Here is a 25,365-nt window from a genome sequence, read left to right as displayed (position 1 = left end):
GGCGTGGCGCTCGCCACCGCGCTCGCGTTCTGGCTGTGAACGAGTCTGGAGCCTACAAAGCTTGGCCGACCCCGGGCGGCAGCAGCACTTGGCTGCTTATGTCGCTGAGCTTAAAATGCGAAACGAGATTGCATCCGCCATACCAAGCCGAGACGATATGATCCAAGCTGGAAACGGCCAGATTAACTTACAGGTAACGTCGCCTTTTCAAGATGAGCTTGTACGCTTACAAGGTTTAATTACGAGTAGTGATTTAACGGCAATAATCGCTAAGTATCCAGTGCGAGAAAGTCCAGTACTTTCCGCTATCGCAGCAGCTTTGCGGTTTAGAGATCGCGGTGATTATGAGCGCGCGGTCTTAGCCCGTGTTGGAACGGATCAGAGTTTCGCAATGGCTATGAAGAACCGATTGCAACCACTCACCAGCGCCCTAGAGTAGTGCAAGAAAACGGTTGTTTGGCGAGAATGACACTAAGATGCAAAGGAATTGTCCACTACGCGCATTATACAATGCGGGTCTAGCGATGATTGTCTTTGTACGATAAGTTACTAGTCTGTGCCTGACCTTCTTCTCACCACCGAACTCGAACTCACCCTCGCGGCTATCGCCGCGCGCATTGGCGACGCGCCGGGCGACCTCGCCCGTGCGGCGCTCCTGAAATGTCTTGAGGATTTGGAGGATTACGCTGTCGCCGCTGAAGGCTGGCGCGCGAACAATCCGGCGCGGAACATATCCAGCGAGGAGATGCTGCGTGAGCTCGGCCTGGACGGTTGAGTACCAGCCCGGCGCGCAAAAGCAGCTCAAAAGATCGACCGAACCGCCGCCGAGCGGATCGTCCGTACGCTGCGAAGCAATCTGGAGCGCCACGGCGCCACGGCGCCCCGCGCGCCTTCGGCGAGGCGATGGTCGGCGACTGGACCGCCTTCTGGCGCTACCGCGTCGGCGACTACCGCGCGATCCGCCGCATCGAGGACGCGCGCATCACCGTCGTCGTGATCGAGGTCGCGCACCGCCGTGAGGTGTACCGCTAGCGGCGGGTGCTCATCCCAACCCCACCGCCTTGCGCAGCGCCTCGTTGATCCGCCCCTGCCACCCCGGCCCGTCCGCGCGGAAACGGTCGATCACCTCCACGTCGAGCGCCAGCGTCACTTTCTCGCCCGTCTGCGATCGCGACGGCGGCGTCCCGTGCACCACGCCGTCCGGGCCGAGATAGCCCGTCGCCGGACGGATCACCTTGCCGCCGATCGCGATCTCGGCGGCGTCGAACATCTCGTCCGTCCACTCCGGCGCGTCGTCCGGATCGATCCAGTTGCCATCCGCGTCGCGCTCGATTTCCGCCATTACCGTGCCTCCGCCACCCGCTCGCTTGCATAGGGAAGTAACTCACCCGGCGGCGAGCGCCACTGGCTAATCAGCCAACGCCACCGCGTAGGCCAACATAGCGCGCACGTCTGGTTCACCGACATACGGAAAATCCTCCACGATCTCCGCCGCGCTCGCGCCGCCGGCGAGCATCTCCAGCACGTCGGCCACGCGTAGCCGCGTGCCCGCCACCACTGGACGACCGCCGCACACCGCTGGGTCGATCGCGATACGGGAGTGGCCGAGTAGGGTCACATCCGTAGGGTCACATCCGTAGGGTCTCGGAAATTCCCGGAACGGTCAATCAGGCAGCGCCGCGGCAAAGCCGCGTCGTCGGACGGGGCTTGAGCCCCGCCGGGCGGCCCCGCCTAGTTCGCTCGAAATCTGCTCCGCAGATTTTTTCGCCGGCGGGGCTGTCCTACAAGCCTCCTCCCTGCATAAACCCCCAGTCACCTTTTGTTCTCGCATCGGGAGACGCCCATGTCCGACTCGCACGCCCTCGCCCCCGCCGCCGACGAGCAGTCGATCCTCGACCACTTCGCCGACTTGGTCGTCCCCTCCACCCGCATCGACGGCTGGACCGGCGCCAGGCAGAAACGCTTCCTAGAGGCGATCGCCGACGGCTCCACCGTGACGGACGCTTGCGCCCTCGTCGGCATGTCCGTCCCGTCCGCCTACGCCTTCCGTCGGCGGGCGCGGGGTCAGGCCTTCTCGCTCGGCTGGCGCGCCGCCGACCTCCTCGCGCGCGAGCGGATCGCGGGCGTGCTCCTGTCGCGCGCGCTGCAAGGGCAGGAGACGCGGATCACCCGTCCCGACGGGTCGGAGCTGGTCAGGCACGGGCTCGATAATCGCCTCGCGGTGCAGATGCTGAACCGGCTCGACCGCTATGCCGACGCGTCAGATCGCACCGCCCCCGGCCAGTCCGCGCGCCTCGTCGCCGCCGAGTTCGATGCCTTCCTCGACTTGGTCGGCGCGGAGGGCGGGCCCGCCCGCGCGGGCCTGTTCATGCTCGCGCGCGAGGCGGGGGAGGATGCCGCCGCCGAACTCGCGCCCGTCATCGCGCTCGCCCGCGCCGATCGCCTGATCCGCTGCGGCACCGCGTTGGGCGGCGACGTGCCGACGGCCGACCTCGATCTGGAGAAGCGGCACGAATGGACCGGCGAGCAATGGGCCAGGGCCGAGGCCGCGGGGCTGGTCGCGCTCGCCCCGGCACCCACGCCCGTCAAGCCCGAAGCGGACGAGGCCGAACCCGCGTCCACGCCTATACTTCCCTCAACTTGTTCATCTTCGGAGCCCGATCCGCTCGTGAATCCGCCCGTCTGGTGGGACGAGGATGCATACGAATGGCGAACCCACTTCCCACCGCCCAACGACTTCGGCGGTTACGAAAGCCACGACTCCGATCGCTGCGGCTATGAGCGCGCCCTCACGTCCAAGGAAGCGAATATCGCGATTGAGCGGCTGGGCGAGGTCTTCGGGCTGCAAACGGTGGAGGACGCGGAAGCCGAGCGCGATCGGTGGTTCGGCTTCGCGCAGGCTGAGCCGGTGGATGGGGAGTAGGAGAGGCGGGAGCGCCGCGGGCAAAGCCCACGTCGTCGGTCGTCGCCCCCGGCGACGCCGGCCGGCCCGTCATATGTGGGGTTGCGCGCTTGCGCGCTCCGCCCCACATATGACGGGCTAAGTCGCATATCGACGGTCTACGGCGCTTTGCGGCACCTTCTTCCTCCGGTCTCTGCTGCCACGGCACCAGGCTATCCGACACGCGGGCAGCCCCTGATCAGAAGGAACATCATCATGACCATCGGCACCGTCAAATTCTTCAACGCCGACAAGGGCTATGGCTTCATCGCCCCCGATGACGGCGGCAAGGACGCGTTCGTTCACATCACCGCCGTCGAGCGCGCCGGCATGGTGACGCTGCGCGAGAACCAGCGCGTCGGTTACGAGCTCGAGGAGGATCGCCGCGGCAAGATGTCGGCGATCAATCTTCAGCCGCAGGACTAACGGTCCGACCGTGGGGCGGCTCCGACCGGGGCCGCCCCGTTTCGTTTCGCGCCTGGAACCTTTCGGCTTCCCGATACGTTGCGATGGTTAAAGGGAACCATTTCATGCGCGAATCCGAATTCTTCGCTGCCCGTGCCGATGCCGCACAGGCGGAGGCCGATACCGCAGTCCTCGACAATGTCCGCGAGCGTAGCCTACGCGCGCAGCAGGCCTGGAACACCATGGCTCAACGCTCGCTTCGTTCCGAAGGCGCGCGCGACGCCCGCGAAGCCGCTTCCGCCTCCGCGCAGGCCGCCGCCGCCGACTCCTCCCGCCCCGACTTCATGCTCGGCGTCGGCGACCCCGCCGCCTGATCGTCGTCCCCTTATTGGGACCATGCCGTCGATCCTTCGGCGGTCGATCCGTTCGCCCTCGGGAACTTGGCCGACCTGACGGCAAAGGATTGGATCCATAGGTGCTGGATACCTGATCTCCGATCCCATCGTAACGCCAGCAAGATTGATCCTTAACGATTACATCAGACCGCCCACGGTAAGTGACGAATCGCGGAAACTGTATCGTTTCGGGTCTGAAGAACTGATTGCGTAGGGTCAGTTTTCAATGGATGTCCCGCCCCGGGGTTACTGGTTTCTTGGGGGGTAAGGCACGATGGCGAACTACAATGGCGGCGCGGGCAACGATGTCCTGCGCGGCGGCGGCGGCGCGGACTGGATGAACGGCGGCGCGGGCGACGATACGCTTCACGGCATGGGCGGCAACGACGCGCTGTTCGGCGGTGCGGGCCGTGATACGCTCGATGGCGGTTCGGGCGGCGACTATTTGGATGGCGGCATCGGCGACGACCTGCTGGTCTACCGCGCGTTTGAGAACCGCGGCGTCTACGACGTCTATAACGGCGGGGTCGGCGCCGACACGCTCCGCCTTGTCCTCACCGCCGCCGAGTGGGAGCAGGGCGCCGTCCGCCAGGACGTGCACCGCTTCCTCGCCTACCTGCCCGATTATAACGAGCCGCTGGGCTGGATCACGAACCCGGTCTTCGCCTTCCAGGCGCTCGGCCTCGCGGTGGTCGGGATCAACAAGCTCGAGGTCGTGGTCGACGGCAAGCTCGTCGACCCCGCCGACCGGCCCGTCATCCTCGCCGGCGACGCGGTGGGGACAACCGAGAACGAGGGCGTCACCGTGGACGTGCTCGCGGGCGACCGCATCGCCGACGGCGTGCGCTCGGTCAGCGTCACCCAACCCGCCCGGGGTTCGGTCGAGCTCGTCTCCACCGACTTCGCCGCCGTTCCGCCCTCGGCGGTCTTCCGCTTCCTTCCCGGCACGGCCTTCGACGCCCTGGGCGAAGGCGACACCGCGACGCAGGTCTTCACCTACACCGTCACCGACAAGGACGGCGACAGGAACACGGCGACCGTTCAGGTGACGATCACCGGCACGAACGACGCGCCGGTCGCGGTGGCCGACATCGCCGCGGGTTCGGAGGACGGCCTGATCTCCGGCGACGTCGCCCGCAACGACTCCGACATCGACGGCGGCGACTTCCGGTTCTTCGCGACCAACTCCTTCGACGCTGCCGCCGGGTTCCAGATGAACGACGACGGAACCTGGACGCTCGACCCGGCCGCCGCTGGCCTGGACGTACTTGCCGCGGGCGAGACGCGGACGATCGAGATCGCCTACGCCTATTACGACGATCGGTTCGCCGTCTCGCGGTCGACGCTCACCATCACCGTCACGGGCGTCAACGACGCCGCGACGATCGCCGCGCTTTCCGGCGACACCCTGTATGAGGATGAGTTCGAAGGATCTTCCGCCGCCATCCTGTCCCAGGACGGTGTGATCGGGCTGTCGGATCCGGACGGCGCGCCCGGCGACGCGGTGGTCACGCTCAAGGCGCCGCCCGCCGGCCACCTCGGCACGTTGACGCTGACCGGCTGGAACCCCGAGCGCGAGGGGTACGGCTTTCGCTTCGAAGTCGACGCCGCCGCCGTCCGCGCGTTGGGCGAGGGCGAGACGATCGTCCAGACCTACGAGGTCGTGATCGACGACGGCGCGGGCGCGGTCACGACCGAACGCTTCGACGTCACGATCGTCGGCGACGGCGAGGATCCGGTCACGGACGACGGATATTACCAGGGCGAGGGCCCGTTCGACGTCGACGGATTCCGGACGGGCACGTTCCGGCTGTATTTCAACGATCAGGACGCGAACGATACGCACGCGGCGACCGTCGAATGGATCAGCGATCGGCCGCTGGGCGACATCGCCGTGACCGAGGTGGGCCGCGACGACGAGGGTCGCCGCTTCGCCGAGGTCGCCTACCGCGTTCCGCTCGAGGTCATCGACGCGATCGAGTCGGGCGACGTGCGGCAGGCGTTCCGCGTCACCGTCTCCGACGCCGCCGGCTCGTTGATCGGGATCGAGGAGGAATTCACCTTGTTCAGCGACGCTTGGCACGTGTCCGGTGCCGCGGGCAACGTCGTGTTCGGTTTCAGCGGGGCGTCGGGCCGTGACGTCATCGTGGGCGGCTCGGGTTCGGACCGCCTTGTCGGCGGCGACGGCCGCGACCGGCTATTCGGCGACGAGGGACCGGCTCTACCGGCGGATGAGGACAACAACCTGTTCGAGGAGAATATCTGGAGCGAGCCGGTCGCCGGTTTCGATGACGAGTTGAACGGCGGCGCCGGTGCGGACCGCTTGACGGGCGGCGCGGGCGCGGACCGCTTCGTCTTCGCCGTCGGCGAGGCGGACGGCGACGTGGTGGCGGACTTCGGTCGCGCGGACGGCGACAAGCTGGTCTTCTTCGAATGGGGACCGGGCGCGATCCTCACCAATGTCGAGGGCGACAAGTGGCGGATCGCGACCGCCGACGGAAAGGTCGCCCAGACGATCATCGTCGCGGGCGCGACCGACCTCACCGCCGCCGACCTGATCTTCGAGGAGCGCCAGGTCGACTGGCTGATCGGCGACGACGGCGACGGGCCCATGCGGGGCACCGCGTTCGGCGACTCCGATCACGCATTCGTTCTTGTGGGCAACGGCGGGCGCGACAGGCTCCGCGGTGGCGATTTCGCCGACCGGCTCTATGGCGACGAAGGGCCGCCGCTGCCCGCCGATGAAGACAACCTGTTCCCGTCGAATTTCCAGGATCCGTCCGACGGATCCTTCGACGACGAATTGGACGGCGGCCTCGGTGCCGACCTGCTGGTCGGTGGCCGCGGCGCGGACGTCTTCAGGTTCGCGCCCAGGGAGGCCGACGGCGATGTCGTGCGCGACTTCAACGGCGCGGAGGGCGATCTCCTCGACCTGAGCAACTACGGACCGTTCGCCGTCCTCACGCGGATCGACGGGAGTCGCTGGTCGATCGACGCCGGCGACGGGCTGGAGATCATCACCTTCGCCAACGGCGCGGAGATCAGGCCGGAATACCTCATCTTCGCGGGCGAGATCGTGATGTAGCGAAGCGGGCGGGCGGGCGCCTGCGTCATAGCGGCCAGGGGCTCGGACCGGCGTCCGGGTCCCGTTTCCCATGATCGTAGCGGGTCCGCGCGGATCGTCCGCCCCGCGCCGCCTCCCCGATCGGGCGACCACCATCCGGCAGCATGATCGTCGCTGCGGCCGCGTCGAAAAAGACCGCTGTCCTACAGTCCGCGGCCCGGCATACATCATCGGTTCCCCCCTAATTCCTTCGGGAGCGAATCGAGGATTTTCTCACCTATTGATCAAGATCTCGACCCGCTCGCCGACCTGGCGGCCGATGGAGCCCCCATGCCGCGCGGCCCGCGCGTGGCTCTGCCGATCCGGTCCGACGGCTGGACCAGCGAGAAGTGATGCGGCATGGCGTTGCGCTGGCGGGCGACGTAGCCCAGGGGCGATCTCGATCCTGCCCACCGCGAACGCTGGACCGTCGAGCAATGGACCTGCGCCGACGCCGCCGGCTTACGGCTTCCTCGGTCTGATGGAGGGCGAACCCGGCGAGGACGATTACTTCCGCTTGCTTTCCGATGAGGAGCAGGAGCTCGTCGGCGAGCCGGAACGGCGCGACCTCGTCGCGCAGGTGGCGTTGGACATGATGGCGCGTGACCGGTGGTTCGCGGAGTTGCGGGCCGAGCTGGACGGCGATGACGGCCTGAAGACGGCCAAAACAAGCTTCGGCCGTGATGCCGAACGGGAAGAGTCGACCGGCGTCGTCGCGCCCCTCGGCCGGGTCGGCGCTCCGTCGCCGCGCGACCGTACTGACCCATGCACCCTTCCACCGACTCGCGCGTTCCGGGGGTTCCAATCTGACGATAGGGAGCATCACATGGCCGACACCGGCAATGACGTCACGGTCCTCAACTCACTGATCAAGACGATCAACGACTCGATCCAGGGTTATCAGGAGAGCGCCAAGGACATCGGCAACCAGCGCCTCGCCTCCATGTTCCAGGACCGCGCGATGGAGCGCCAGAAGGTCGCGACCCAGCTGCAGGCGGAGGTCGGCCGGCTCGGCGGCGATCCGTCGGACGGCGGTTCGATCCTGGGCTCGGCGCACCAGATCTTCCTCGATATGAAGTCGGCCATCACCGGCAAGGATGACGACGCCATCCTCGCCGAGGTCAAGCGCGGCGAGGAGTATTTGCGCGACAAGTTCGATACGGCGCTCGCCGAGACCAACCTCGGCGCGTCCACGCGCGAGGTCGTGAACCAGGCCGCGCAGTCGGTCCGTCAAGGCGCGGACTCGGTAAGGGGCTTCAGCACCGCGGGTGCCACGAACGCGATGTGACCGATCAGGAGCGCGGGCCGGCACGGTCCGCGCTCCACCCACCCCAGCAGCGGCCGCGTCCATGCGGCGAGGAACCAGCGTCATGACCAGCCGACCTACCGACAGCGACAGCGTGGCGCTCGACTCGACGCCCCCGACGGGTGGTGCCGCCGTCGACGACACCAGGGTGGTCCCCGCCACGCGGACGGAGACACAGGCGACGGAGACACAGGCACCGACACGCATCCGGCTCGGCCGCGACCGTCATGTGGAGGTCGATTATCGTGGTCCCGCGATCGCCGCCGGGGTGCTCGGCTTGGGTGTGCTCGCCTACAAGGGCGTGACTGCCATCCTCGGTCGCCGATCGAAGGACGGCGGGATCGCCAAGAGCGCGGCCGAGCCGTTCCAGCGCGATGACGGCACTAGGACCGCGCCCGCCGCCACCCGACCCGCTCCCACCTTCATCCCGGCCGACACTGGTGCCGAGTTCATCGGCGAGCCGGCGCGCGCGCGATCTGATACGCCCTTCGTCGCCGCTTCCGGAGCCGATGACACCGCGGGCCTGCTCGTCGATGTGACGGAGATCGACATCGTCACGATCACCCCGGTCGGCGGCGCATCCGCCGATACCGTCGACGGCGATGCCGACCGCAGCGTGCTCAGCCCCGAGCATGTCCCGACCGACCTGATGGGCGATGCGGCCCCAGGAGCGGGCGATCGCGCGATCGACGCGTTCCGCCCCGACCCCACCGCATCTGTCCCACCCGAGATGCGCGACTCGTTGCGTCCCGCCACGGGTCCGGCGACCGGCTTCGCGGGTAATCGCGGCGATTTCGCCTCGGGTCTCAGCCAATCGGACGGTTCGAAATGACCAACACCACGATGACGGTCTCCGACAAGCAGGCCACCGACAATGGCGGCCTAGTCTGGAAGAAGGTCAGCTACGGACTAGGTATCTTCAGCTTGGTACTCGGCGCGGCCGAGCTCCTTGCGCCCAAACGGATCGCCAAGGCGCTATCCTCTCAGGGTCACGAAGGCCTGATCCGCGGATTTGGCGCGCGCGAGCTAGTCGCGGGTGGCGGGCTCGTCACTGACCAGGGTCATGGCCTGCGCGTCTGGAATCGCGTCGCGGGCGACGCGATGGATTTGACCGCGCTTCACTTCGCCCGGGTACGTGCGCCCGACAACCGCACCATCTGGGGCGCGATCGCCGCGGTCGCCGCCGTCACCACGCTTGATATCTGCACCGCGATCGGCCTCGATCGCCGCACGGGCAAGTCGCTCCCCATCGGCCGCTAGGAACACCTGCATGAGCATCTTCGGCAAGATCAAGTCCGCCATCTTCGGCAATAACGGTCCACTCGGCGGCGGCGTGTTCGGCGGCTCCAAGCCCGCCGCGCCTGCGGCTCCGCAAACGACGCAGGCCCAGCCTCAAGTCGCCCCGCGCACGCCGCAACCCCAATCCGTGCCGGCCCAGGTGCCTGCCGCTCAGCCGGTCGATGTGGAGCAGGTCCTGACCGGCATCGCGAGCGGGAAGGGAAATCCCGACCTGAACTGGCGCACCAGCATCGTCGACCTGATGAAGCTGCTCGACCTGGACTCCAGCCTGACGAATCGCAAGGAACTGGCCACCGAGTTGGGCTACACCGGCGCGAAAGACGGCTCGGCCGAAATGAACATATGGCTGCAAAAGGCTGTGATGCGCGAGCTGGAAAAGAGCGGCGGCAAGGTACCGGCCGGCTTGAAGGACTAGCCGAACTTCCCGTCGCCCCGGGTTTGATCCGGGGTCCCGCTTTCTCCCACTCAAACACTACCTGATCCGGTAAATAAGAAGAACGCCCGCGATGTTGGAAAACGCCCGTTATCCTTCATTGGATAACGGGCGTTCCTTCACTCCCCAAACAGCAGCGAGGACTTGCGCCCGCCGTCATCCTGCGGCGCGTCCTGTTCCTTGTCGAGCGTCGCAGGCGCGTCGGCCGCGTTACCCTTCTTCAGATGCTGCATCGACATCGTCTGTGGCTCCTTGTCCACATCAAGCCGTGGCTCCGTGCTCTTGTCCATCTTGGGCTGAATATCGTCGTTCATGGCGCATTCTCCTTATTCGGACAGAACGTGATCGCCGGGCGGGGGTTGCACCTGCTCCAGCGCAGTCCCCGAATCCTTCCAACAATCCAGGACCGTCGACGCGGGCGCGAGAAGCACTGGCGATATCGCCAGTGCGTCGCCGGTCCGACCGGCGCATATACCCCGCTGGCCAGCGCCCCCGCAGCGCTACCTGTCGCCCGCGCCCACCCGATCGTTCACCTGAGCGTCGGACTATCTAGGTTCAGCTCGGAAGCGGGGATCACCTCCAGTTTAGGGTAGCGCCGGCGGAGCGCGGCGGCGAACTGGCGGGCATCGCCGACCACCACCACGCTGGCGCGTGCGGGGTCGAGCAGCTCGACGGCCGCAGCCCGCACTGCGCGCGGACTTACGCCCTGCACCAAATTCGTGTAGTGGCCCAGTTCGGACAGCGGCACCGACTGGACGATGTACTCGCCCAATATGTCAGCGATTCCGTTGGTCGTCTCGATCGTACGGCCGAACCCGCCGATCAGTGACGCCTTGCGCGTCTCCAGTTCGGCGGCGGAGGCGGGAGCTTCGCCCAGCTTGCGCATCTCGTCGACGATGATCGCGACCACGTCGGGCGCTGTCGGGTTCTTGGTCTGAGTCCGCGCCTCGACCATGCCGCCCAGGAGCCTTGCCGACAGGCCGCTGCTCGCGCCATAGGCCAGCCCGCGCTTGATCCGGATCTCCTGGTTCAGTCGCGACGAGAAGCCGCCGCCCAGTATGGTATTCGCGACCGCGAGCGAGTAAAAACGCGGGTCGATTCGCGCGACCGCCGGCCGCGCGACGATCACGGCTGCTTGTCCGGCATCTGGCATGTCGACCAGCACGACCCGCGGCACGGCGGCCGCGGCGGTCGTCGCCGTAGGAGCCTGCGCCGGTCCGGTCGTGCGCCATGCCCCGAAACTTCGCTCGGCCAAGGCCTGAGCAGCGGCGGGCGCGATGTCACCCACCATCAGCAACGTCGCCGAGGCCGGGCTCCAGGTCGAGCCATAGGACCGCTGCACGTCCGCTCGCGTGATCGCCTTGAGCGAAGCGGGTGTCCCTTCGGCGGGCGCGCCGTAAGGAGCCGACCCGAATACCGCACGCGCAGCGACCAGACGGGCGAGCTGGGCCGGACTCTTCAGCTCCACGGTGACCGCGTCGGACGCCTGGGCGCGCGCGCGCTCGATCTCGTCGGGCGCAAAGGCGGGGTTAGCCGCTACATCGGCCAGAATCTCGATCGCCGGGGCGATCTGGTCCGATTTGACCGTCACGTCGATTGACGCGCCGTCGTGGCTCGACCCGCTCTCGATCGACCCACCAAGCGACTCGACAGCCCGCGCGATCTGTGTTGCCGAGCGCGTCGTCGTGCCCTTGGTCAGGAGCGTGGAGGCGAGCGCGCCCGTCCCCGCACGCTCCTCGACATCGAGCGACGCGCCGCCGGTCGCGACCAGCGAGGCTGTGACGATCGGCAGGTCGTGCCGTTCGACCGTGACCACGCGCATTCCGTTGGCGAGCCGGGTCTCGATGGGTCGGGGCAGCGCCGCTGCGATCGGCGCGGCAGGCGCCGGCGGCAAGATGCGCTGCCCGACAGGCGCGGGCGTCACGACCTGAACATCGTTCGGGGCGCGCAGATCGGCGACGCGGACCGTCGCCGAGACCGGCACCGCCTCGCTGACGGCATTCACCGGCTTGGATTCGATGGGCAGGTAGCGGATCGTCGCCGACTGTTGGTCGCCCAAATACTTGGCCGCGACGCGCCTGACGTCGGCGGCGGTGACTCGCGACACGGCCGTGAGTTGCCTTTGCGATGCGTCCGGATCGCCGTCGACGATGGTCGAGCTGGCGAGCACGAAAGCCTTGCCCTCGGCCGTCTCGCGTTGCCGGATCGCGGCGGTCAGAATTTCGTTTCTCGCTTCCGCCAGCTCGGCTTCGGTGACGGGCTCGGTCCGAAGCCGCGCAATTTCATGCTTCAATGCCGCCTCGCCCTGCTCCACGCCCTTTCCACCCGCGACGATGGCATATGCGACCAGGTTGCCCGTCGACTGCTTGGTGTCGAGGAAAGCCGCCGCGGATTGCGCCACCTGATCGCGGTAAACTAGGCTTTGGTACAACCGCGAGCTCTCACCCGTTGCCAGGATCGCCTGGAGCACCGTCAGCGCGGGCGTATCGGCGTCGCGGTCGGGCGGGACATGATAGCTGACGAGCACAGCCGGAAGCGGCGTGTTGGGCTCGTACACCGTCCGCGCGACCGCACGGGTCCGTGCGGGTTCGGCGACGGTGACGCGAGGGATAGGCCGGTCCGGCTTCGCGATCGGGGCGAAATAGCCGTCGACCCAACGGTCGAGCTGCGCGGGATCGAAGTTCCCCGACACGACCAGGATCGCGTTGTCGGGACGGTAGTAGGTCGCATGGAACGCGCGCACGTCGTCGATCGACGCGGCTTGCAGGTCGTTCAGGCTGCCGATTCCCGGCCGGGCATACGGATGGACGCTGTAGGACAGCTGTGGATAGTAGATTGAATAGAGCTTGCCATAGGGGCTGGCGAGCGTGCGCTGGCGCAGTTCCTCCTTCACCACATCGCGCTCCGACGCGAAACTCACCGGCTCGACCACCAGGCTCGCCATCCTGTCCGCTTCCGCGAACAGCAGACGCTGAAGGTGGTTGGCTGGCACGACCTCGAAATAATTGGTGTAGTCGTCGCCGGTGGACGCGTTGTTGTAGCCACCGACGTCTTCCGTCAACCGGTCCACCTGTTCGGGCACCAGGTTGCGCGTCGCCTTGAACATCAGGTGTTCAAACATGTGCGCGAAGCCGGACTTGCCTTTGGGGTCGTCTTTGGATCCGACATCGTACCAGACTTGGACCGAGACGTTGGGGGTCGAATTGTCCCGGATCGCGAAGACGCGCAGGCCGTTCGCCAGCGTGCGCTGGGTGTACACGATCGGCTTCACCGTCGCGGCGGTCGGCGCGGCTTGGGCTAGGGCGGAGGCGGGGAGGCCAACCGTCCCGAGCAGCAGCGCCATGCGGACGAAGCTCATTCGCCGCCCTTGGAACGGGTGGCGTAGATCACGGCGGCGGCGATCGCCGCGGAGCCGATGCCGACGCCCACCCCGATCGCGCCGAGCGGCCAGCTCTTGGCGCGCGCGGTCATGCTGCGCGCGGCGGCCTCGCTGCGTTCCTTGGCGGCGCGCGCCACCGCCACGATCTCGTTGGGCTCGTCATCCTGAGACTGGGTCATTTCCGCTCTCCTTTTTCTTGGCATAGCGCGCGCGGAAGGCGTTTGCGAAGGCCTGCAATCGCCGAGCCGCGATCGCCGCGCGCAGATCGGCCATCAGCGTCTGGTAAAACCAGATGTTATGTTCCGTCATCAGCATCGCGCCCAAGATCTCGCCCGCGCGGACGAGATGGTGGAGGTAGGCCCGGCCCCAAGTCCGGCATACGGGGCAGGGGCATTCGGCGTCGAGCGGTCCCTGATCCTCCGCGAACCGGGCGTTGCGCAGATTGAGCGGACCGTCCCGCGTGAACGCCTGGCCGGTGCGGCCCGAGCGGGTGGGCAGCACGCAGTCGAACATGTCGATACCGCGCTCCACGGCACCGACGATGTCGGTGGGCTTGCCGACGCCCATCAGATAGCGCGGCTTGTCGGCCGGCAGCTGGCCGGGCGCGAAATCGAGACAGCCGAACATCGCCTCCTGGCCTTCGCCAACCGCGAGCCCGCCCACCGCATACCCGTCGAAGCCGATATCGATCAGCGCATCGGCCGACGCCCCGCGAAGCCCTTCGTCCAGCGCGCCCTGCTGGATGCCGAACAGCGCCGCACCCTCGGCATGCTCATGCCCCGCGTCGAAGGAGGCGCGGCTGCGCCTGGCCCATCGCATCGAGCGTTCCATCGCGGCCGCTTGCACCGCGGGCGTCGAGCTGGTCGGCACGAGCTCGTCGAAAGCCATGACGATGTCGGACCCGAGCAGTCGTTGGATCTCCATCGAACGTTCGGGCGAAAGCAGGTGACGCGTCCCGTCCAGGTGCGACTTGAACGACACGCCCTCCTCCGACCGCTTGGTCAGGTCGGCAAGGCTCATCACCTGGTACCCACCCGAGTCGGTCAGGATCGGCCGCTCCCAGCCAGAGAAGCGATGGAGCCCGCCCAGCCGCGCCACCCGCTCCGCGCCGGGACGGAGCATCAGGTGATAGGTGTTGCCCAGGATGATGTCGGCCCCGGCCGCGGCGACGTCGCCCGGCTTCATCGCCTTGACGGTCGCGGCGGTGCCCACGGGCATGAAGGCGGGTGTGCGAATCACGCCCCGCCGCAACGTGATCTCCCCGGTCCGCGCGAGGCCATCGACGGCGTGGATCGTGAAGCGGAAGCGAGGTGGGATCGTCATGAAGGCCGACCGGTGCCGTGCTCAGCGCTGTCCGCGCGGCGCGCGGTCACCGCGACGACCGCCGCGCGGGTCCCCCGCCTGGAACACTGCGGCGCGGATGGTGACGAGCTCCGCGCGGGTGAGCGACCCGTCCTTGTTCAGGTCGTACCGATCGAACAGCGCCGTGAAGCGGCGGGTCAGCTCGGCCAGCGAGATGCGATTGTCGCTGTTTCCATCGACCTCGTACGGGCTGGGCAATGCGTTCCGGTCACCCAGCCAGCGCCCCGCCCAGTCGGCATAGGCGATATAGCCGACCCGTTCCGCCGCCGCGCCGTCGGCGGTGGCGAAAGCGCGCGCGAGACCCGCATCGCGCTCCGCGCGGGTGACCAGCGCATCGCCGTTCGTGTCGCACGCGGCCAACAGCATCGCGGCGGGTTCGACGAGGATGGTGGCGGGCGGCTGCGGGACCGGAGGAAGCGGCGTGGGCGCGGCGGCCTGGACGAGGAGGACGATCGAGAAGAGCATGGATCTCCAATGGCAGCAGCATGAAGAGGCCGCCATAGTCGAAAAGTCCGCGGCATCGAGTATGGCGGATCAACCTGCGTTGACGTTCGCTCGACGCGGATGGCGGTGGTCGTGGAGGACGGGGTGATGGAAGTCGGCGAGCGGCGCGAGAGAGCATTGGTCATCGCGGCCCTGGTCGCGACGGCGATTGCGTGACGATGGCGAGTATCGAGCTTGCATCGAACAATTCAAAACCGCGCAGAGGATCGCATGGCGAGCGCTGCGGGATAGAGCCAAGGTGGAATAGATCGCGCTCGCGTCACGGCAAGAGCAGCGAGGCGTCGCCATAGCTGTAGAAACGGTACCCCTCCGCGATCGCGTGTGCGTAGGTTTCGTGCATGCGCTCGCGTCCCATCAGCGCGGAGACGAGCATGAACAGGGTCGAACGCGGCAGGTGGAAGTTCGTCAGGAGACCATCGACCGCGCGGAAGCAATAGCCCGGAGTAATGAAGATCGCCGTGTCGCCCTCGAACGGCCGAACCCGGCCGTCCTCGCCGCACGCGCTTTCGAGCAGTCGTAGCGAGGTGGTGCCGACGGCGATCACGCGCCCGCCGCGCGCGCGCGCCGCGTTCAGGCGGTCGGCGGTGGCGGGGTCGATGCGGCCCCATTCGGCGTGCATGCGATGCGCGTCCGTATCGTCCGCCTTGACGGGCAGGAACGTTCCCGCGCCGACATGGAGCGTCAGCGTAGCGCATCCGACGCCCGCCTTGGCGAGACGCGCGATCAGATCGGGGGTGAAATGCAGGGCGGCGGTGGGCGCGGCGACCGCACCGGGTTTGGCGGCGAACATCGTCTGATAATCGTCGGCGTCGCGCGCGTCGGTCGGACGGCGCGCGGCGATGTAGGGGGGAAGCGGCATGACGCCCGCGCGATCCAGGAGCAGCTCGACCGGTTCGTCGCCCAGGAAGTCGAGCGCGAGGGAGCCGTCGGCGGCGCGGTCGGTCGCGATGGCGGCTACGTCGCGGCCGAACTCTATGCGGTCACCCTCGCGCAGGCGTCGGGCGTTGCGGACGAAGGCACGCCAGCGGCGAGATCCCTCGCGTTTGTGGAGGGTGGCGCCGATCCGGGCGTCGCCGCGTCTTCCCTCCAGCCGGGCCGGGATGACGCGTGTGTCGTTGAAGACGAGGAGGTCGCCCGCGCGAAGCTGATCGGCCAGCTCGCGGACCTGGGCGTCGCGGCGCCCTTGCTCGTCGATGATCAGCAGGCGGGCGGCGTCGCGCGGGACGGCGGGGCGCAGCGCGACGCGATCCGGTGGAAGGTGGAAGTCGAAAAGGTCGACGTTCATGGTTGGATCGTCCTCGGTCCCAAGCCGTCGTTCCACCCATCCGTTATCCCGGCGGAGGCTGGAATCTCGTCGTCCGGATAGCCTGGCTTCGAAGGGAAGCCGCATCGTGGGGCTATACCCGCCTTCGGCTCCGCCGGGATGACGGACTTGGGCCAGGCGCGACGTAGCGGGGTCAGCGCCTGGTCGGTCGCCTGGTGATGGAGGAGCGGGCGGGTCGGCGGGCCGGAACGGGCGCGGCGCGCGGGATGGCGGCCGTCGTGCCGGGCAGCGTCGCCGGCTCGCCGAGGCCGGCGGTCGCGGCCGCGACCGGCGCTGGCTGGAACGCGGGCGGGTCGTCGCTGGCGATGTAGGCGCGCACGATGCGGGACGGCGCGGCGGGCGGCTCACCGCGCTCGATCAGGTCGACGTGACTCATGCCGTCGATCACGCGGCCGAAGACCGTATAGTCGCGGTCGAGCTGAAGGCGCGGCTGGAAGATGATGTAGAATTGGCTGTTGGCGCTGTTCTTGTCCTGAGCGCGCGCCGCGGACACCGCGCCGCGGACGTGGGGCAGGTAGTTGAACTCGGCCTCCAGGTCGGGGAGCGTCGAGCCGCCGGTGCCGTCCCCCTTGGGATCGCCGCCCTGCGCCATGAAGCCGTCGATCACGCGGTGGAAGGGTAGCCCGTCATAGAAATGCTGGCGGGTGAGCGTCTTGACGCGTTCCACCATCTTGGGCGCGACATCGGGGCGCAGCAGGATCGTGACGCGCCCGCCGGTCGACAGGTCGAGCACCCAGATGTTTGTCTTGTCGGTCGGCAACGGCGGCGTCGCCCGAACGGCGGGCGTGACCAGCTGGGCAGCGGCGGGCGGCGCGAACAGGCAAGCTAGCGCGGCGGCGACGCGGGCGAAGAAACGCATGAGCGGGTCCTGGATTACGGGTTATGCTAGTGGTCGGTCGGGGCGACTTAGACCGGATCGTCCGTGTCGCCAATCTGAACGGATCGGACGCGCGCGACCTTGGCGAGCATCGCGTTCCGCACCGCGGGAGTGACGAAGGGCGCAATCTCGCCGCCATACATCGCGATCTCCTTGACCAGCTTCGATGCGATCGGCTGGAGCGCGACATCGGCCATCAGGAACACGGTCTCGATATGGCGCGCGATCTGCTGGTTCATGCCCGCCATCTGATACTCATACTCGAAGTCGGCCACCGCGCGCAGGCCGCGTATGATCACCTCCGCGCCTTGTTCCTGCGCGAAATGCATCAGGAGCGCGTCGAACGGCACCACCTCGATCGCGCCGTCGATCCGTGTCACCTCGTCCTCGACCATGGCGAGGCGTTCGTCGACGGAGAACATGGGCGATTTGGACGCGTTGGTCGTGACGCCGACCACCAGCCGGTCGACGAGGCGGGCTCCGCGCCGGATGATGTCGACATGCCCGAGCGTGATCGGATCGAACGTGCCAGGATAGACGCCGATGCGTTCCCGAGGGAAGGCGGGGGTCACCGGTCGCGGTCCAGCACGAACCGGGCAACCTCGCGTAGCAGGTCGGCCTCCGGCCCATAGGCGTGGAGGTGCCGTATCGCCTGATCGACCAGCATGGTCGATTGCGCGCGGGCGCGATCGGGGCCCAGAAGCGACAGGAACGTCTCCTTGCCCGCCGCGCCGTCCTTGCGCAGCTTCTTGCCGACGGCCGCCTCGTCGCCGTCCGCGTCGAGCAAATCGTCGACGATCTGGAAGGCGAGCCCCAGATCGTGCGCATAGCCGCGAAGGCCCAGGCGACCCTCGGGCGGCACGCGGCCGAGGATCGCGCCCGCCTCGACGCTGGCGGAGATGAGCGCGCCCGTCTTCATCCGCTGAAGCCGGGTGACGGTCGCTAGGTCGAAACCCGCCTTCTCCGCGGCCAGGTCCATCGCCTGTCCGCCCGCCATGCCCGACGGTCCGGCGGCGCGCGCGAGATCGAGCACCAGCTCAGCGCGGACATACGGGTCGCCGTGCGTGTCGGGATGCGCCAGCCATTCAAAAGCGAGCGCGTGGAGGCAGTCGCCCGCCAGGATCGCGGTCGCCTCCCCGAACGCGCGGTGAACGGTCGGCTTGCCGCGACGGACATCGTCATCGTCCATCGCGGGCAGGTCGTCATGGACCAGCGAATAGACATGGACCGCCTCGATCGCGGTGGCGACGCGGACGGCGGCATCACGGTCGACGAGGTGCAGGTCGGCGACGGCGAGGACCAGCAGTGGGCGGAGCCGCTTGCCCCCGCCGATCGCGGCGTGGCGCATCGCCTGGTAAAGCGGCGCGCGCGGGTCGTCGGGCACGGCGAGGAGCGCCGCGAAGCTCCGGTCGATCGCCTCGCCGGTCTCGGCGAGCGCGTCGGTCAGGGACCGGGTCGACACCGCCTCAGCCGGCGGCGAAGGGGCGCGTACCGGCGGGCCGGCCCTCGGCGTCCAAGCGGATCGCCTCGATCCGCGCCTGCGCCGCATCCAGCCGTTCGGCGCATTTGGCGCGAACCCGGTCCCCGCGCTCATACAGGTCGATCGACTCGTCGAGCGACGCATCGCCGCTTTCCAGCCGGCCGACGATGCGCTCCAGCTCCTTCAGCGCATCCTCGAACGACAGGTCCTGGGTGGAGGTCTCCATACCCCTGCTATGGCGCAGGGCCGCGCAAGGGGTCAAGGACGCGTCCTCCGGCTTAGTCGATCGCGATCTCTTCATGCCCGCGACCGATCTATGACGTCTTTCTATTCGGTGACGTCCGCCGCGTCGGCGGTGGGCTCCGGCTCGGCCTTGCCGCCCTTCTTCTTCGTCTTTTTGGGGGCACCCGGCTCGATCTCGAACGACAGCGCCCCATCCTTCATCTTCACCGTGACCTCGCCGCCATGGACGAGCTTGCCGAACAGCAGCTCCTCGGCGAGCGGCTGCTTGATCTTTTCCTGGATTAGGCGGCTCATCGGTCGCGCGCCGTACAGCTTGTCGTATCCCTTGTCGGTGAGCCACTTCTTCGATTCGTCGTCCAGGCGGATATGGACCGACCGATCCGCCAGCTGGAGCTCGAGCTGCAGGATGAACTTGTCCACCACCCGCGCGACGACCTCGGGCGGGAGATAGCCGAACGGCACGATCGCATCGAGGCGGTTGCGGAATTCGGGCGTGAACATCTTCTGCACCGCCTGTTCGTCCTCGCCCTCGCGGGTCAGCTGGCCGAAGCCCAGCGTCTCGCGCGCCATGTCGGACGCGCCCGCGTTGGTGGTCATGATCAGGATGACGTTGCGGAAATCGACCGACTTGCCGTGCTGGTCGGTGAGCCGGCCGTTATCCATCACCTGGAGCAGGATGTTGAACAGGTCCGGATGCGCCTTCTCGATCTCGTCGAGCAGGAGGACGCAATGCGGGTTCTGGTCGACCGCGTCGGTCAGGAGCCCGCCCTGATCGAATCCGACATAGCCCGGGGGCGCGCCGATCAGGCGGCTGACCGAGTGCCGCTCCATATATTCCGACATGTCGAACCGCTGGAGCGGGATGCCCAAAATCGACGACAGCTGCTTGGCCACCTCGGTCTTGCCGACGCCGGTCGGGCCGGTGAACAGGTAGTTGCCGATCGGCTTCTCGGGTTCGCGCAGGCCCGCCCGGGCGAGCTTGATCGCGGAGGAAAGCTTCTCGATCGCCGAGTTCTGGCCGAACACGACGCGCTTCAGATCGGTCTCCAGGCTGGCGAGCGCGGCCTTGTCGTCGGTCGACACCGACTTCGGCGGGATGCGCGCCATGGTGGCGATGACCTGTTCGATCTCCTTGGGCGTGATCACCTTGCGGCGCTTGTTCTCGGGCACGAGCATCTGCATCGCGCCGACCTCGTCAATGACGTCGATCGCCTTGTCGGGAAGCTTCCTGTCGTTGATGTAGCGCGCCGACAGCTCGACCGCTGACTTGATCGCGTCAGGCGTGTACTTGACCGAGTGGTGCTCCTCGAAGGCGGATCGCAGGCCGGCGAGGATTTTGATCGTGTCCTCAATCGTCGGTTCGTTCACATCGATCTTTTGGAACCGGCGCAGCAACGCACGGTCCTTCTCGAAGTGGTTGCGGAACTCCTTGTAGGTCGTCGACCCGATGCAGCGGATCGAGCCGCCCGACAAAGCAGGCTTCAGGAGGTTGGACGCGTCCATCGCCCCGCCCGAGGTCGCGCCCGCGCCGATCACCGTGTGGATCTCGTCGATGAACAGCACCGCGTGCGGCAGCTTCTCGAGCTCGTTGACGACCGCCTTCAGCCGCTCCTCGAAATCGCCGCGATAGCGCGTGCCCGCGAGCAGCGCGCCCATGTCGAGCGAATAGATGACGGCGGGAAGCAGCACCTCGGGCACCTGACCCTCGACGATCTTGCGCGCGAGCCCCTCCGCGATCGCGGTCTTGCCGACGCCGGGATCGCCCACATAGAGCGGGTTGTTCTTCGACCGGCGGCACAGGATCTGGATCGTGCGGTCGACCTCGGGCCCGCGGCCGATCAGCGGGTCGACCTTGCCGGCCTTGGCCTTCTCGTTCAGATCGACGGTGAACTGCTTGAGCGCGCTCTCGCTCTTGCCTTTCTCGCCGGGCTTGGCTGGCTTCTCATCGTCCGCGCCCTTGGGAGCCGACGCCTCGGTCTGCGCGCCGCCCTTGCCGACGCCGTGCGAGATGAACGATACCGCATCGAGGCGGCTCATATCCTGCTGTTGCAGGAAATAGACCGCATAGGACTCCCGTTCGGAGAAGAGCGCGACGAGGACGTTGCCGCCCGTGACCTCGTCGCGGCCGGACGACTGGACGTGCAGGATCGCGCGCTGGACGACGCGCTGGAAACCGCTGGTCGGCGAGGGATCGGTCGCCTGCTCGACTTTCAAGGCGTCGAGCTCGGTGTCGAGATAATGCGCGACGGTGGTCTTGAGATCGCCGAGATCGACCTTGCAGGCGGTCATTACCTTGGACGCATGCTCGTCATCGATAAGCGCGAGCAGCAGATGCTCAAGCGTGGCGTATTCGTGACGGCGCGACGACGCGGCCTCGAGCGCCTTGTGGAGGGTGGTCTCTAGGGCTGGGGCGAAGGAAGGCATGTAATCACTCCATCCGGGCCACGTGCGACGACCCGTTTACCGATATGTCGGAGGTCGCGACCTCCGCATCAAGCACTTGAATGTCCGCGCTCCCGGTCCCGGCTTCAAGCGTCACGGGAAGAGCGGCGATGTTCACCGCCTGAACAGCGCGTCGGCGCTCGCGCGGTGGCTGACGGCGTGATCGATTCGGCGACGCGCGCGGGCGATCTCTCCCTCCAGCGTCGCCACCCGCGCCTCTAGCTCGGCGACCGAGAGCGGGTCCAGATCCTGGACAATGAGCTGCCTCAGCACGTCGTCGGCGCGCAGCGGCGGATCGTCCGGCTCCATGGAAATGAACGTTGACCGAGTACGCCGCGCTGTCAATGAGGGCGTGGTACCCGGCGCAGTGAGCCCAGGAGGGAATTTGTGACCATCCCGGTAACCATGCGCGCGATCGACCCCGCCACGCCCGGCGGACCGGAAGTGCTGGAGGTGGTCGAGCGTCCCGTTCCCGCCCCCGGCGCGGGCGAGGTCCTGGTCCGAGTCGCCGCGGCCGGGGTGAACCGACCGGACATCCTGCAGCGGCTGGGCGGCTATCCGCCGCCGCCGGGCGCGCCGACGATCATGGGGCTGGAGGTCGCGGGCGAGGTCGTCGGCGTGGGTGCGGGGGTCGGCGCGATCACGGTCGGCCAGACCGTCTGCGCGTTGCTGGCGGGCGGCGGGTATGCCGAGTACGCGGTCGCGCCCGAGGGGCAGTGCCTGCCGGTCCCCGCTTCGTTGACGGCCGTCGAGGCGGCGGCGATGCCCGAGACGCTGTTCACGGTGTGGACCAACCTGTTCGAGCGCGCCTACGCGACCGAGGGTGATACGGTGCTGGTTCATGGCGGTACGAGCGGGATCGGCACCATGGCGATCGGCTTGTGCGGCCTGTTCGGGATCGGGATCATCGTCACCGTCGGCTCGCCGGAGAAGGCGCATGCCGCACGCGAACTCGGCGCGACGCATGCGATCGACTACAACGCCGAAGATTTCGTCGAGCGCGTGCGCGAGATCACGGGCGGGCGCGGGGTGGCGGCTGTGCTCGATATGGTTGGGGGGGATTATGTGGGGCGGAACCTACAATGTCTCGCCGACGATGGGCGGCACGTTTCGATCGCGGTGCAGCGGGGCGCGGTCGCGACCATCCCGGTCTTTGAAGTGATGCGCCGTCGCCTGACGTTGACCGGATCGACGCTCCGGCCCCGCGACGCCGCGTTCAAGTCGCTGGTCGCCGACGAGCTGTCGCGTACCGTTTGGCCTCATGTCGAGGCGGGGCGCCTGAAGCCGGTGATTGATCGGACGTTCGCGCTGGAGGACGCCCCCGATGCGCACCGCCGCATGGAAGCGGGGACGCATGTCGGTAAGATCGTGCTGACGATGTGAACGGCGCGCGGTCCCGCCCGAAAGGAGTCGGGACCGCGATGGACGCCTAGTTGCTATCGGCGTCGTCGTCGCCGCCCGTGGTCGTCGCGACCAGCACGCCGGCGACGATCGCCGCGAAGATGCCCAGGTTTATCAGCGTCGCGTTCCCGCCGCGAAGCCGGCTTACGTTCGTCGGCGCGGAACCGGTGCGCGCGCCCGCGATCGACAGCTTGGCGGCCGGGCCGGACGAGGCACCCCGAGCCGGACGGGCGCTCGCCGCCACGGGCGTCGCCATCATCGCGAGCGCGGCGACGCCGGCGGCCAGATGCTTGAACGAAGAATTCATTGAACGCGCTCCCTTTGACGTTGCCGGCGATGCGGGGCGGCTTCACCGCCCCTCGATATGGCCGATGCCTCCAAAGCACGGCTATGTGTCTAATTCGTTGCAGTCCGCGCTTCTTGCATCGCGCCAGCCGTTCGATGACGCTGTTCCGTCACGCGTCCGCGATGCGGGCGTCACAATCGGCTGTCATGGCATTCGGGCGAGGGAGTGCCGCCATGCCCGAGCCGACCGACATCGCCGAATACGTCCAGCGCCGCCCAACCCAGCCGGTCGTCAAGCGAGTCCGATATCGCACGATCTGGATCTCCGACGTCCATCTCGGGACCCGTGGCTGCAACGCCGCGATGCTTCTCGACTTCCTGGACCACGTCGACAGCGAAACGCTCTATCTGGTTGGTGACATGATCGACGGATGGCGGCTGAAAAAGCGGTTCTACTGGCCGCCGCTCCATAACGACGTGGTCCGGCGGCTGCTGAAGCGGGCGAAGCGCGGCACGCGGGTCGTGTATATCCCCGGCAACCACGACGAAGTGTTCCGTCAGTTCTCGGGCATGGATTTCGGCGGTGTCGCGATCCGGCGCAAGGCGATCCATCTATGCGCGGACGGGCGGCGGTTGCTCGTGCTGCATGGCGACGAGTTCGATGCGATCACGCTCGCCCATCGCTGGCTCGCGCATCTGGGCGACACCGCCTATACACTGCTGATGATCGCCAATCGCTGGGTGGCGGGCGCGCGACGGCGGGCGGGGTTGCCTTATTGGTCTTTGTCCAAGCACGCCAAGGCCAAGGTCAAGAACGCGGTCGCCTTCGTATCGCGCTTCGAGGAGGTGGTCGCGCAGGCGGCGGGGTCGCGCGGGGTGGACGGCGTGGTCTGCGGCCACATCCACACCGCCGAGACCCGCGAGATCGGCGGCGTCGCCTATTATAACGATGGCGATTGGGTGGAGAGCTGCACCGCGCTGGTCGAACATACCGACGGGCGCATCGAGCTGCTCCATTGGGCGGACGAGATCGCCAAGCGGTCCGCTCCCGTCGCGGCGCTCGCGGCGTGACCCGGCCGCGACGGATCGCGATCGTCACCGACGCGTGGAGCCCGCAGGTCAACGGCGTGGTCCGGACGCTCGGGGCGGTCCGCGCCGAGCTGGAGGCGATGGGGCACGTGGTGCTCGTGGTTGCGCCCGACGCGTTCCGATCGGTGCCGTGCCCGACCTATCCGGAGATCCGGCTGGCCTGGGCGTCCTCGGCCAAGGTCGGCGCGCTGGTCGAGACGTTCGGGGCGGATGCGATCCACCTCGCCACCGAGGGGCCGCTGTGCCTGGCCGCACGACGATGGTGCCGGGCGCATGGGTTGCCCTTCACCACCGCGTATCACACGCAATTCCCCGATTACGTCGCCGCGCGCACGCCGCTGCCCGCGTCGTTGGTCTGGCAATACATCCGCTGGTTCCACCAGCCCGCCAGCGCCGTGCTCGCCGCCACGCCGACGATCGGCGCGACGTTGCGTGCGCATGGATTGCGGCAGGTACGGCCTTGGGGACGAGGGGTCGATCGCGGGCTGTTCCACCCCGACGGGCCGCTCGATCCCGCGATCCTGGCGCTTCCCCGTCCGATCCGGCTGTATGTCGGGCGGGTCGCGGTGGAGAAGAACATCGAGGCGTTCCTGGAGGTCGCCTCGCCCGGCGCGAAAGTGGTGGTCGGGGACGGGCCCGCGCTCGCGTCGCTCGCCCGCCGGTTCTCGGACGTGCATTTCCTTGGCGCGCGGTCGGGCGAGGCGCTCGCGGCCGCCTATCGCTCGGCGGACGTGCTGGTGTTTCCCAGCCGTACGGACACGTTCGGCCTCGTCATGGCGGAGGCGCTGGCCTGCGGGTTGCCGGTCGCCGCCTATCCGGTGACCGGGCCGATCGACGTGATCGACGAGACGGTGGGGGCGCTGGATGCCGACCTGGACGCCGCGATTACCCGTGCGCTCACCCGCGACCGGGACGCGTGCACCGCCTATGCCCGGCAGTTCGACTGGCGGGCGAGCGCGAAGCAGTTCCTGGCGGCGCTGGCGCCGCTCGCGCGGGACCGGCTGGCCGCCTGACTTCCGCGCGGCCGAGCCCGCTTGCCGTTCGGGGGTTATTAGCCTACGTCGTGGGTATGCGCGGCCGCTCCGGTGAGGGGCGGC

Annotated in this window: 28 protein-coding genes; 13 read left to right on the top strand and 15 right to left on the bottom strand. The window is 67.7% G+C overall.

What is annotated here, in order from left to right; all coding sequences use genetic code 11:
- Positions 1 to 556: 556 nt before the first annotated feature.
- Both ACFE71_RS06600 and ACFE71_RS06595 read left to right on the top strand, forming a co-directional pair.
- A complete protein-coding gene (locus ACFE71_RS06600; protein ID WP_375428015.1) occupies positions 557 to 775 on the top strand; it encodes a hypothetical protein in 219 nt (72 codons plus the stop codon).
- Entirely contained in the window at positions 772 to 1,032 is a 261-nt protein-coding gene (locus ACFE71_RS06595; RefSeq protein WP_375428014.1) for a type II toxin-antitoxin system RelE/ParE family toxin, read from the top strand. The genes ACFE71_RS06600 and ACFE71_RS06595 overlap by 4 nt, the downstream gene beginning before the upstream one ends.
- Before the next feature lie 10 nt (positions 1,033 to 1,042).
- On the opposite strand, the gene ACFE71_RS06590 is transcribed toward ACFE71_RS06595, so the two are convergent.
- Positions 1,043 to 1,342, bottom strand: a complete 300-nt coding sequence (locus ACFE71_RS06590; RefSeq protein WP_375428013.1) for a BrnA antitoxin family protein — start codon at positions 1,340 to 1,342, stop codon at positions 1,043 to 1,045.
- Positions 1,343 to 1,408: 66 nt separating this feature from the next.
- Positions 1,409 to 1,618, bottom strand: a complete 210-nt coding sequence (locus ACFE71_RS06585; RefSeq protein ID WP_375428012.1) for a DUF433 domain-containing protein — start codon at positions 1,616 to 1,618, stop codon at positions 1,409 to 1,411.
- A 225-nt stretch (positions 1,619 to 1,843) separates the two neighbouring features.
- Here ACFE71_RS06585 and ACFE71_RS06580 point away from each other — a divergent pair, with 225 nt between their 5' ends.
- The 8 genes from ACFE71_RS06580 (at position 1,844) to ACFE71_RS06545 (ending at position 9,864) form a co-directional block, all read left to right on the top strand.
- Positions 1,844 to 2,923, top strand: a complete 1,080-nt coding sequence (locus ACFE71_RS06580; RefSeq protein ID WP_375428011.1) for a hypothetical protein — start codon at positions 1,844 to 1,846, stop codon at positions 2,921 to 2,923.
- Positions 2,924 to 3,157: 234 nt separating this feature from the next.
- Complete coding sequence (locus tag ACFE71_RS06575) at positions 3,158 to 3,367, top strand: cold-shock protein (RefSeq protein WP_331005116.1); 210 nt, start codon at positions 3,158 to 3,160, stop codon at positions 3,365 to 3,367.
- A gap of 104 nt (positions 3,368 to 3,471) precedes the next feature.
- Positions 3,472 to 3,720, top strand: a complete 249-nt coding sequence (locus ACFE71_RS06570; protein ID WP_375428010.1) for a hypothetical protein — start codon at positions 3,472 to 3,474, stop codon at positions 3,718 to 3,720.
- Positions 3,721 to 4,015: 295 nt separating this feature from the next.
- A complete protein-coding gene (locus ACFE71_RS06565) occupies positions 4,016 to 6,826 on the top strand; it encodes a VCBS domain-containing protein (protein ID WP_375428009.1) in 2,811 nt (936 codons plus the stop codon).
- Between the two features lie 499 nt (positions 6,827 to 7,325).
- Positions 7,326 to 8,132, top strand: coding sequence for a PA2169 family four-helix-bundle protein (locus ACFE71_RS06560; RefSeq protein ID WP_375428008.1), 807 nt, complete (start codon positions 7,326 to 7,328; stop codon positions 8,130 to 8,132).
- An 82-nt stretch (positions 8,133 to 8,214) separates the two neighbouring features.
- Positions 8,215 to 8,982, top strand: coding sequence for a hypothetical protein (locus ACFE71_RS06555; protein ID WP_375428007.1), 768 nt, complete (start codon positions 8,215 to 8,217; stop codon positions 8,980 to 8,982).
- Positions 8,979 to 9,410 (top strand): hypothetical protein, encoded by a 432-nt coding sequence (locus ACFE71_RS06550; protein ID WP_375428006.1) that lies wholly within the window; start codon positions 8,979 to 8,981, stop codon positions 9,408 to 9,410. Before ACFE71_RS06555 ends, ACFE71_RS06550 begins: the two co-directional genes overlap by 4 nt.
- Positions 9,411 to 9,420: 10 nt before the next feature.
- Positions 9,421 to 9,864 carry a DUF3597 domain-containing protein gene (locus tag ACFE71_RS06545; protein WP_375428005.1) on the top strand — a complete coding sequence of 148 codons (444 nt, stop codon included), beginning with the start codon at positions 9,421 to 9,423 and terminating at the stop codon, positions 9,862 to 9,864.
- A 137-nt stretch (positions 9,865 to 10,001) separates the two neighbouring features.
- Here the strand turns inward: ACFE71_RS06545 and ACFE71_RS06540 are convergent, their stop codons facing one another.
- From ACFE71_RS06540 to ACFE71_RS06485, 12 genes are all read right to left on the bottom strand, one after another.
- Positions 10,002 to 10,196, bottom strand: coding sequence for a hypothetical protein (locus ACFE71_RS06540; RefSeq protein ID WP_375428004.1), 195 nt, complete (start codon positions 10,194 to 10,196; stop codon positions 10,002 to 10,004).
- 215 nt (positions 10,197 to 10,411) lie between these two features.
- On the bottom strand, positions 10,412 to 13,240 hold the full coding sequence (locus ACFE71_RS06535) for a M16 family metallopeptidase (protein WP_375428003.1): 2,829 nt from the start codon (positions 13,238 to 13,240) through the stop codon (positions 10,412 to 10,414).
- Entirely contained in the window at positions 13,237 to 13,440 is a 204-nt protein-coding gene (locus ACFE71_RS06530; RefSeq protein ID WP_375428002.1) for a hypothetical protein, read from the bottom strand. The genes ACFE71_RS06535 and ACFE71_RS06530 overlap by 4 nt, the downstream gene beginning before the upstream one ends.
- Positions 13,421 to 14,584 carry a tRNA guanosine(34) transglycosylase Tgt gene (tgt, locus tag ACFE71_RS06525; RefSeq protein WP_375428001.1) on the bottom strand — a complete coding sequence of 388 codons (1,164 nt, stop codon included), beginning with the start codon at positions 14,582 to 14,584 and terminating at the stop codon, positions 13,421 to 13,423. The genes ACFE71_RS06530 and tgt overlap by 20 nt, the downstream gene beginning before the upstream one ends.
- A gap of 21 nt (positions 14,585 to 14,605) precedes the next feature.
- A complete protein-coding gene (locus ACFE71_RS06520) occupies positions 14,606 to 15,088 on the bottom strand; it encodes an EF-hand domain-containing protein (protein WP_375428000.1) in 483 nt (160 codons plus the stop codon).
- A gap of 298 nt (positions 15,089 to 15,386) precedes the next feature.
- Positions 15,387 to 16,412 (bottom strand): tRNA preQ1(34) S-adenosylmethionine ribosyltransferase-isomerase QueA, encoded by a 1,026-nt coding sequence (gene queA, locus ACFE71_RS06515; RefSeq protein ID WP_375427999.1) that lies wholly within the window; start codon positions 16,410 to 16,412, stop codon positions 15,387 to 15,389.
- 172 nt (positions 16,413 to 16,584) lie between these two features.
- Positions 16,585 to 17,310: a peptidylprolyl isomerase gene (locus tag ACFE71_RS06510; RefSeq protein WP_375427998.1), complete on the bottom strand. Its 726-nt coding sequence runs from the start codon at positions 17,308 to 17,310 to the stop codon at positions 16,585 to 16,587.
- A 47-nt stretch (positions 17,311 to 17,357) separates the two neighbouring features.
- Entirely contained in the window at positions 17,358 to 17,900 is a 543-nt protein-coding gene (gene coaD, locus ACFE71_RS06505; protein WP_375427997.1) for a pantetheine-phosphate adenylyltransferase, read from the bottom strand.
- Positions 17,897 to 18,790 (bottom strand): polyprenyl synthetase family protein, encoded by an 894-nt coding sequence (locus tag ACFE71_RS06500; protein ID WP_375427996.1) that lies wholly within the window; start codon positions 18,788 to 18,790, stop codon positions 17,897 to 17,899. The genes coaD and ACFE71_RS06500 overlap by 4 nt, the downstream gene beginning before the upstream one ends.
- A 4-nt stretch (positions 18,791 to 18,794) precedes the next feature.
- Positions 18,795 to 19,034, bottom strand: coding sequence for an exodeoxyribonuclease VII small subunit (locus ACFE71_RS06495; protein WP_375427995.1), 240 nt, complete (start codon positions 19,032 to 19,034; stop codon positions 18,795 to 18,797).
- A 101-nt stretch (positions 19,035 to 19,135) separates the two neighbouring features.
- Entirely contained in the window at positions 19,136 to 21,475 is a 2,340-nt protein-coding gene (gene clpA / locus ACFE71_RS06490; RefSeq protein WP_375427994.1) for an ATP-dependent Clp protease ATP-binding subunit ClpA, read from the bottom strand.
- Between the two features lie 132 nt (positions 21,476 to 21,607).
- Positions 21,608 to 21,802, bottom strand: a complete 195-nt coding sequence (locus ACFE71_RS06485) for a DUF1192 domain-containing protein (protein WP_375427993.1) — start codon at positions 21,800 to 21,802, stop codon at positions 21,608 to 21,610.
- A gap of 96 nt (positions 21,803 to 21,898) precedes the next feature.
- Between ACFE71_RS06485 and ACFE71_RS06480 the strand changes: the two genes are divergently transcribed.
- Positions 21,899 to 22,876 (top strand): NAD(P)H-quinone oxidoreductase, encoded by a 978-nt coding sequence (locus ACFE71_RS06480; RefSeq protein ID WP_375428016.1) that lies wholly within the window; start codon positions 21,899 to 21,901, stop codon positions 22,874 to 22,876.
- Positions 22,877 to 22,922: 46 nt separating this feature from the next.
- On the opposite strand, the gene ACFE71_RS06475 is transcribed toward ACFE71_RS06480, so the two are convergent.
- Positions 22,923 to 23,201 carry a hypothetical protein gene (locus ACFE71_RS06475; RefSeq protein ID WP_375427992.1) on the bottom strand — a complete coding sequence of 93 codons (279 nt, stop codon included), beginning with the start codon at positions 23,199 to 23,201 and terminating at the stop codon, positions 22,923 to 22,925.
- A gap of 212 nt (positions 23,202 to 23,413) precedes the next feature.
- On the opposite strand from ACFE71_RS06475, the gene ACFE71_RS06470 reads away from it, so the two are divergent.
- Together ACFE71_RS06470 and ACFE71_RS06465 are read left to right on the top strand one after the other, a co-directional pair.
- Positions 23,414 to 24,250, top strand: coding sequence for a UDP-2,3-diacylglucosamine diphosphatase (locus ACFE71_RS06470; RefSeq protein WP_375427991.1), 837 nt, complete (start codon positions 23,414 to 23,416; stop codon positions 24,248 to 24,250).
- Entirely contained in the window at positions 24,247 to 25,281 is a 1,035-nt protein-coding gene (locus ACFE71_RS06465) for a glycosyltransferase family 4 protein (protein ID WP_375427990.1), read from the top strand. Before ACFE71_RS06470 ends, ACFE71_RS06465 begins: the two co-directional genes overlap by 4 nt.
- Positions 25,282 to 25,365: the final 84 nt, after the last annotated feature.

Source organism: uncultured Sphingomonas sp., from assembly GCF_964237155.1.
Lineage (GTDB): Bacteria > Pseudomonadota > Alphaproteobacteria > Sphingomonadales > Sphingomonadaceae > Sphingomonas.
The sequence above is the reverse complement of the archived record's forward strand: the minus strand, read 5'-3'. Positions and strand labels throughout refer to the sequence as shown.

What these genes read in the sequence shown, in the direction of transcription:
- ACFE71_RS06590 (WP_375428013.1), bottom strand. Translation starts at nt 1,342, where the DNA reads ATGGCGGAAATCGAGCGCGACGCGGATGGCAACTGGATCGATCCGGAC.
- ACFE71_RS06580 (WP_375428011.1), top strand. Translation starts at nt 1,844, where the DNA reads ATGTCCGACTCGCACGCCCTCGCCCCCGCCGCCGACGAGCAGTCGATC.
- ACFE71_RS06575 (WP_331005116.1), top strand. Translation starts at nt 3,158, where the DNA reads ATGACCATCGGCACCGTCAAATTCTTCAACGCCGACAAGGGCTATGGC.
- ACFE71_RS06570 (WP_375428010.1), top strand. Translation starts at nt 3,472, where the DNA reads ATGCGCGAATCCGAATTCTTCGCTGCCCGTGCCGATGCCGCACAGGCG.
- ACFE71_RS06565 (WP_375428009.1), top strand. Translation starts at nt 4,016, where the DNA reads ATGGCGAACTACAATGGCGGCGCGGGCAACGATGTCCTGCGCGGCGGC.
- ACFE71_RS06560 (WP_375428008.1), top strand. Translation starts at nt 7,326, where the DNA reads ATGGAGGGCGAACCCGGCGAGGACGATTACTTCCGCTTGCTTTCCGAT.
- ACFE71_RS06555 (WP_375428007.1), top strand. Translation starts at nt 8,215, where the DNA reads ATGACCAGCCGACCTACCGACAGCGACAGCGTGGCGCTCGACTCGACG.
- ACFE71_RS06550 (WP_375428006.1), top strand. Translation starts at nt 8,979, where the DNA reads ATGACCAACACCACGATGACGGTCTCCGACAAGCAGGCCACCGACAAT.
- ACFE71_RS06545 (WP_375428005.1), top strand. Translation starts at nt 9,421, where the DNA reads ATGAGCATCTTCGGCAAGATCAAGTCCGCCATCTTCGGCAATAACGGT.
- ACFE71_RS06540 (WP_375428004.1), bottom strand. Translation starts at nt 10,196, where the DNA reads ATGAACGACGATATTCAGCCCAAGATGGACAAGAGCACGGAGCCACGG.
- ACFE71_RS06535 (WP_375428003.1), bottom strand. Translation starts at nt 13,240, where the DNA reads ATGAGCTTCGTCCGCATGGCGCTGCTGCTCGGGACGGTTGGCCTCCCC.
- ACFE71_RS06530 (WP_375428002.1), bottom strand. Translation starts at nt 13,440, where the DNA reads ATGACCCAGTCTCAGGATGACGAGCCCAACGAGATCGTGGCGGTGGCG.
- tgt (WP_375428001.1), bottom strand. Translation starts at nt 14,584, where the DNA reads ATGACGATCCCACCTCGCTTCCGCTTCACGATCCACGCCGTCGATGGC.
- ACFE71_RS06520 (WP_375428000.1), bottom strand. Translation starts at nt 15,088, where the DNA reads ATGCTCTTCTCGATCGTCCTCCTCGTCCAGGCCGCCGCGCCCACGCCG.
- queA (WP_375427999.1), bottom strand. Translation starts at nt 16,412, where the DNA reads ATGAACGTCGACCTTTTCGACTTCCACCTTCCACCGGATCGCGTCGCG.
- ACFE71_RS06510 (WP_375427998.1), bottom strand. Translation starts at nt 17,310, where the DNA reads ATGCGTTTCTTCGCCCGCGTCGCCGCCGCGCTAGCTTGCCTGTTCGCG.
- ACFE71_RS06495 (WP_375427995.1), bottom strand. Translation starts at nt 19,034, where the DNA reads ATGGAGACCTCCACCCAGGACCTGTCGTTCGAGGATGCGCTGAAGGAG.
- clpA (WP_375427994.1), bottom strand. Translation starts at nt 21,475, where the DNA reads ATGCCTTCCTTCGCCCCAGCCCTAGAGACCACCCTCCACAAGGCGCTC.
- ACFE71_RS06485 (WP_375427993.1), bottom strand. Translation starts at nt 21,802, where the DNA reads ATGGAGCCGGACGATCCGCCGCTGCGCGCCGACGACGTGCTGAGGCAG.
- ACFE71_RS06480 (WP_375428016.1), top strand. Translation starts at nt 21,899, where the DNA reads ATGCGCGCGATCGACCCCGCCACGCCCGGCGGACCGGAAGTGCTGGAG.
- ACFE71_RS06475 (WP_375427992.1), bottom strand. Translation starts at nt 23,201, where the DNA reads ATGAATTCTTCGTTCAAGCATCTGGCCGCCGGCGTCGCCGCGCTCGCG.
- ACFE71_RS06470 (WP_375427991.1), top strand. Translation starts at nt 23,414, where the DNA reads ATGCCCGAGCCGACCGACATCGCCGAATACGTCCAGCGCCGCCCAACC.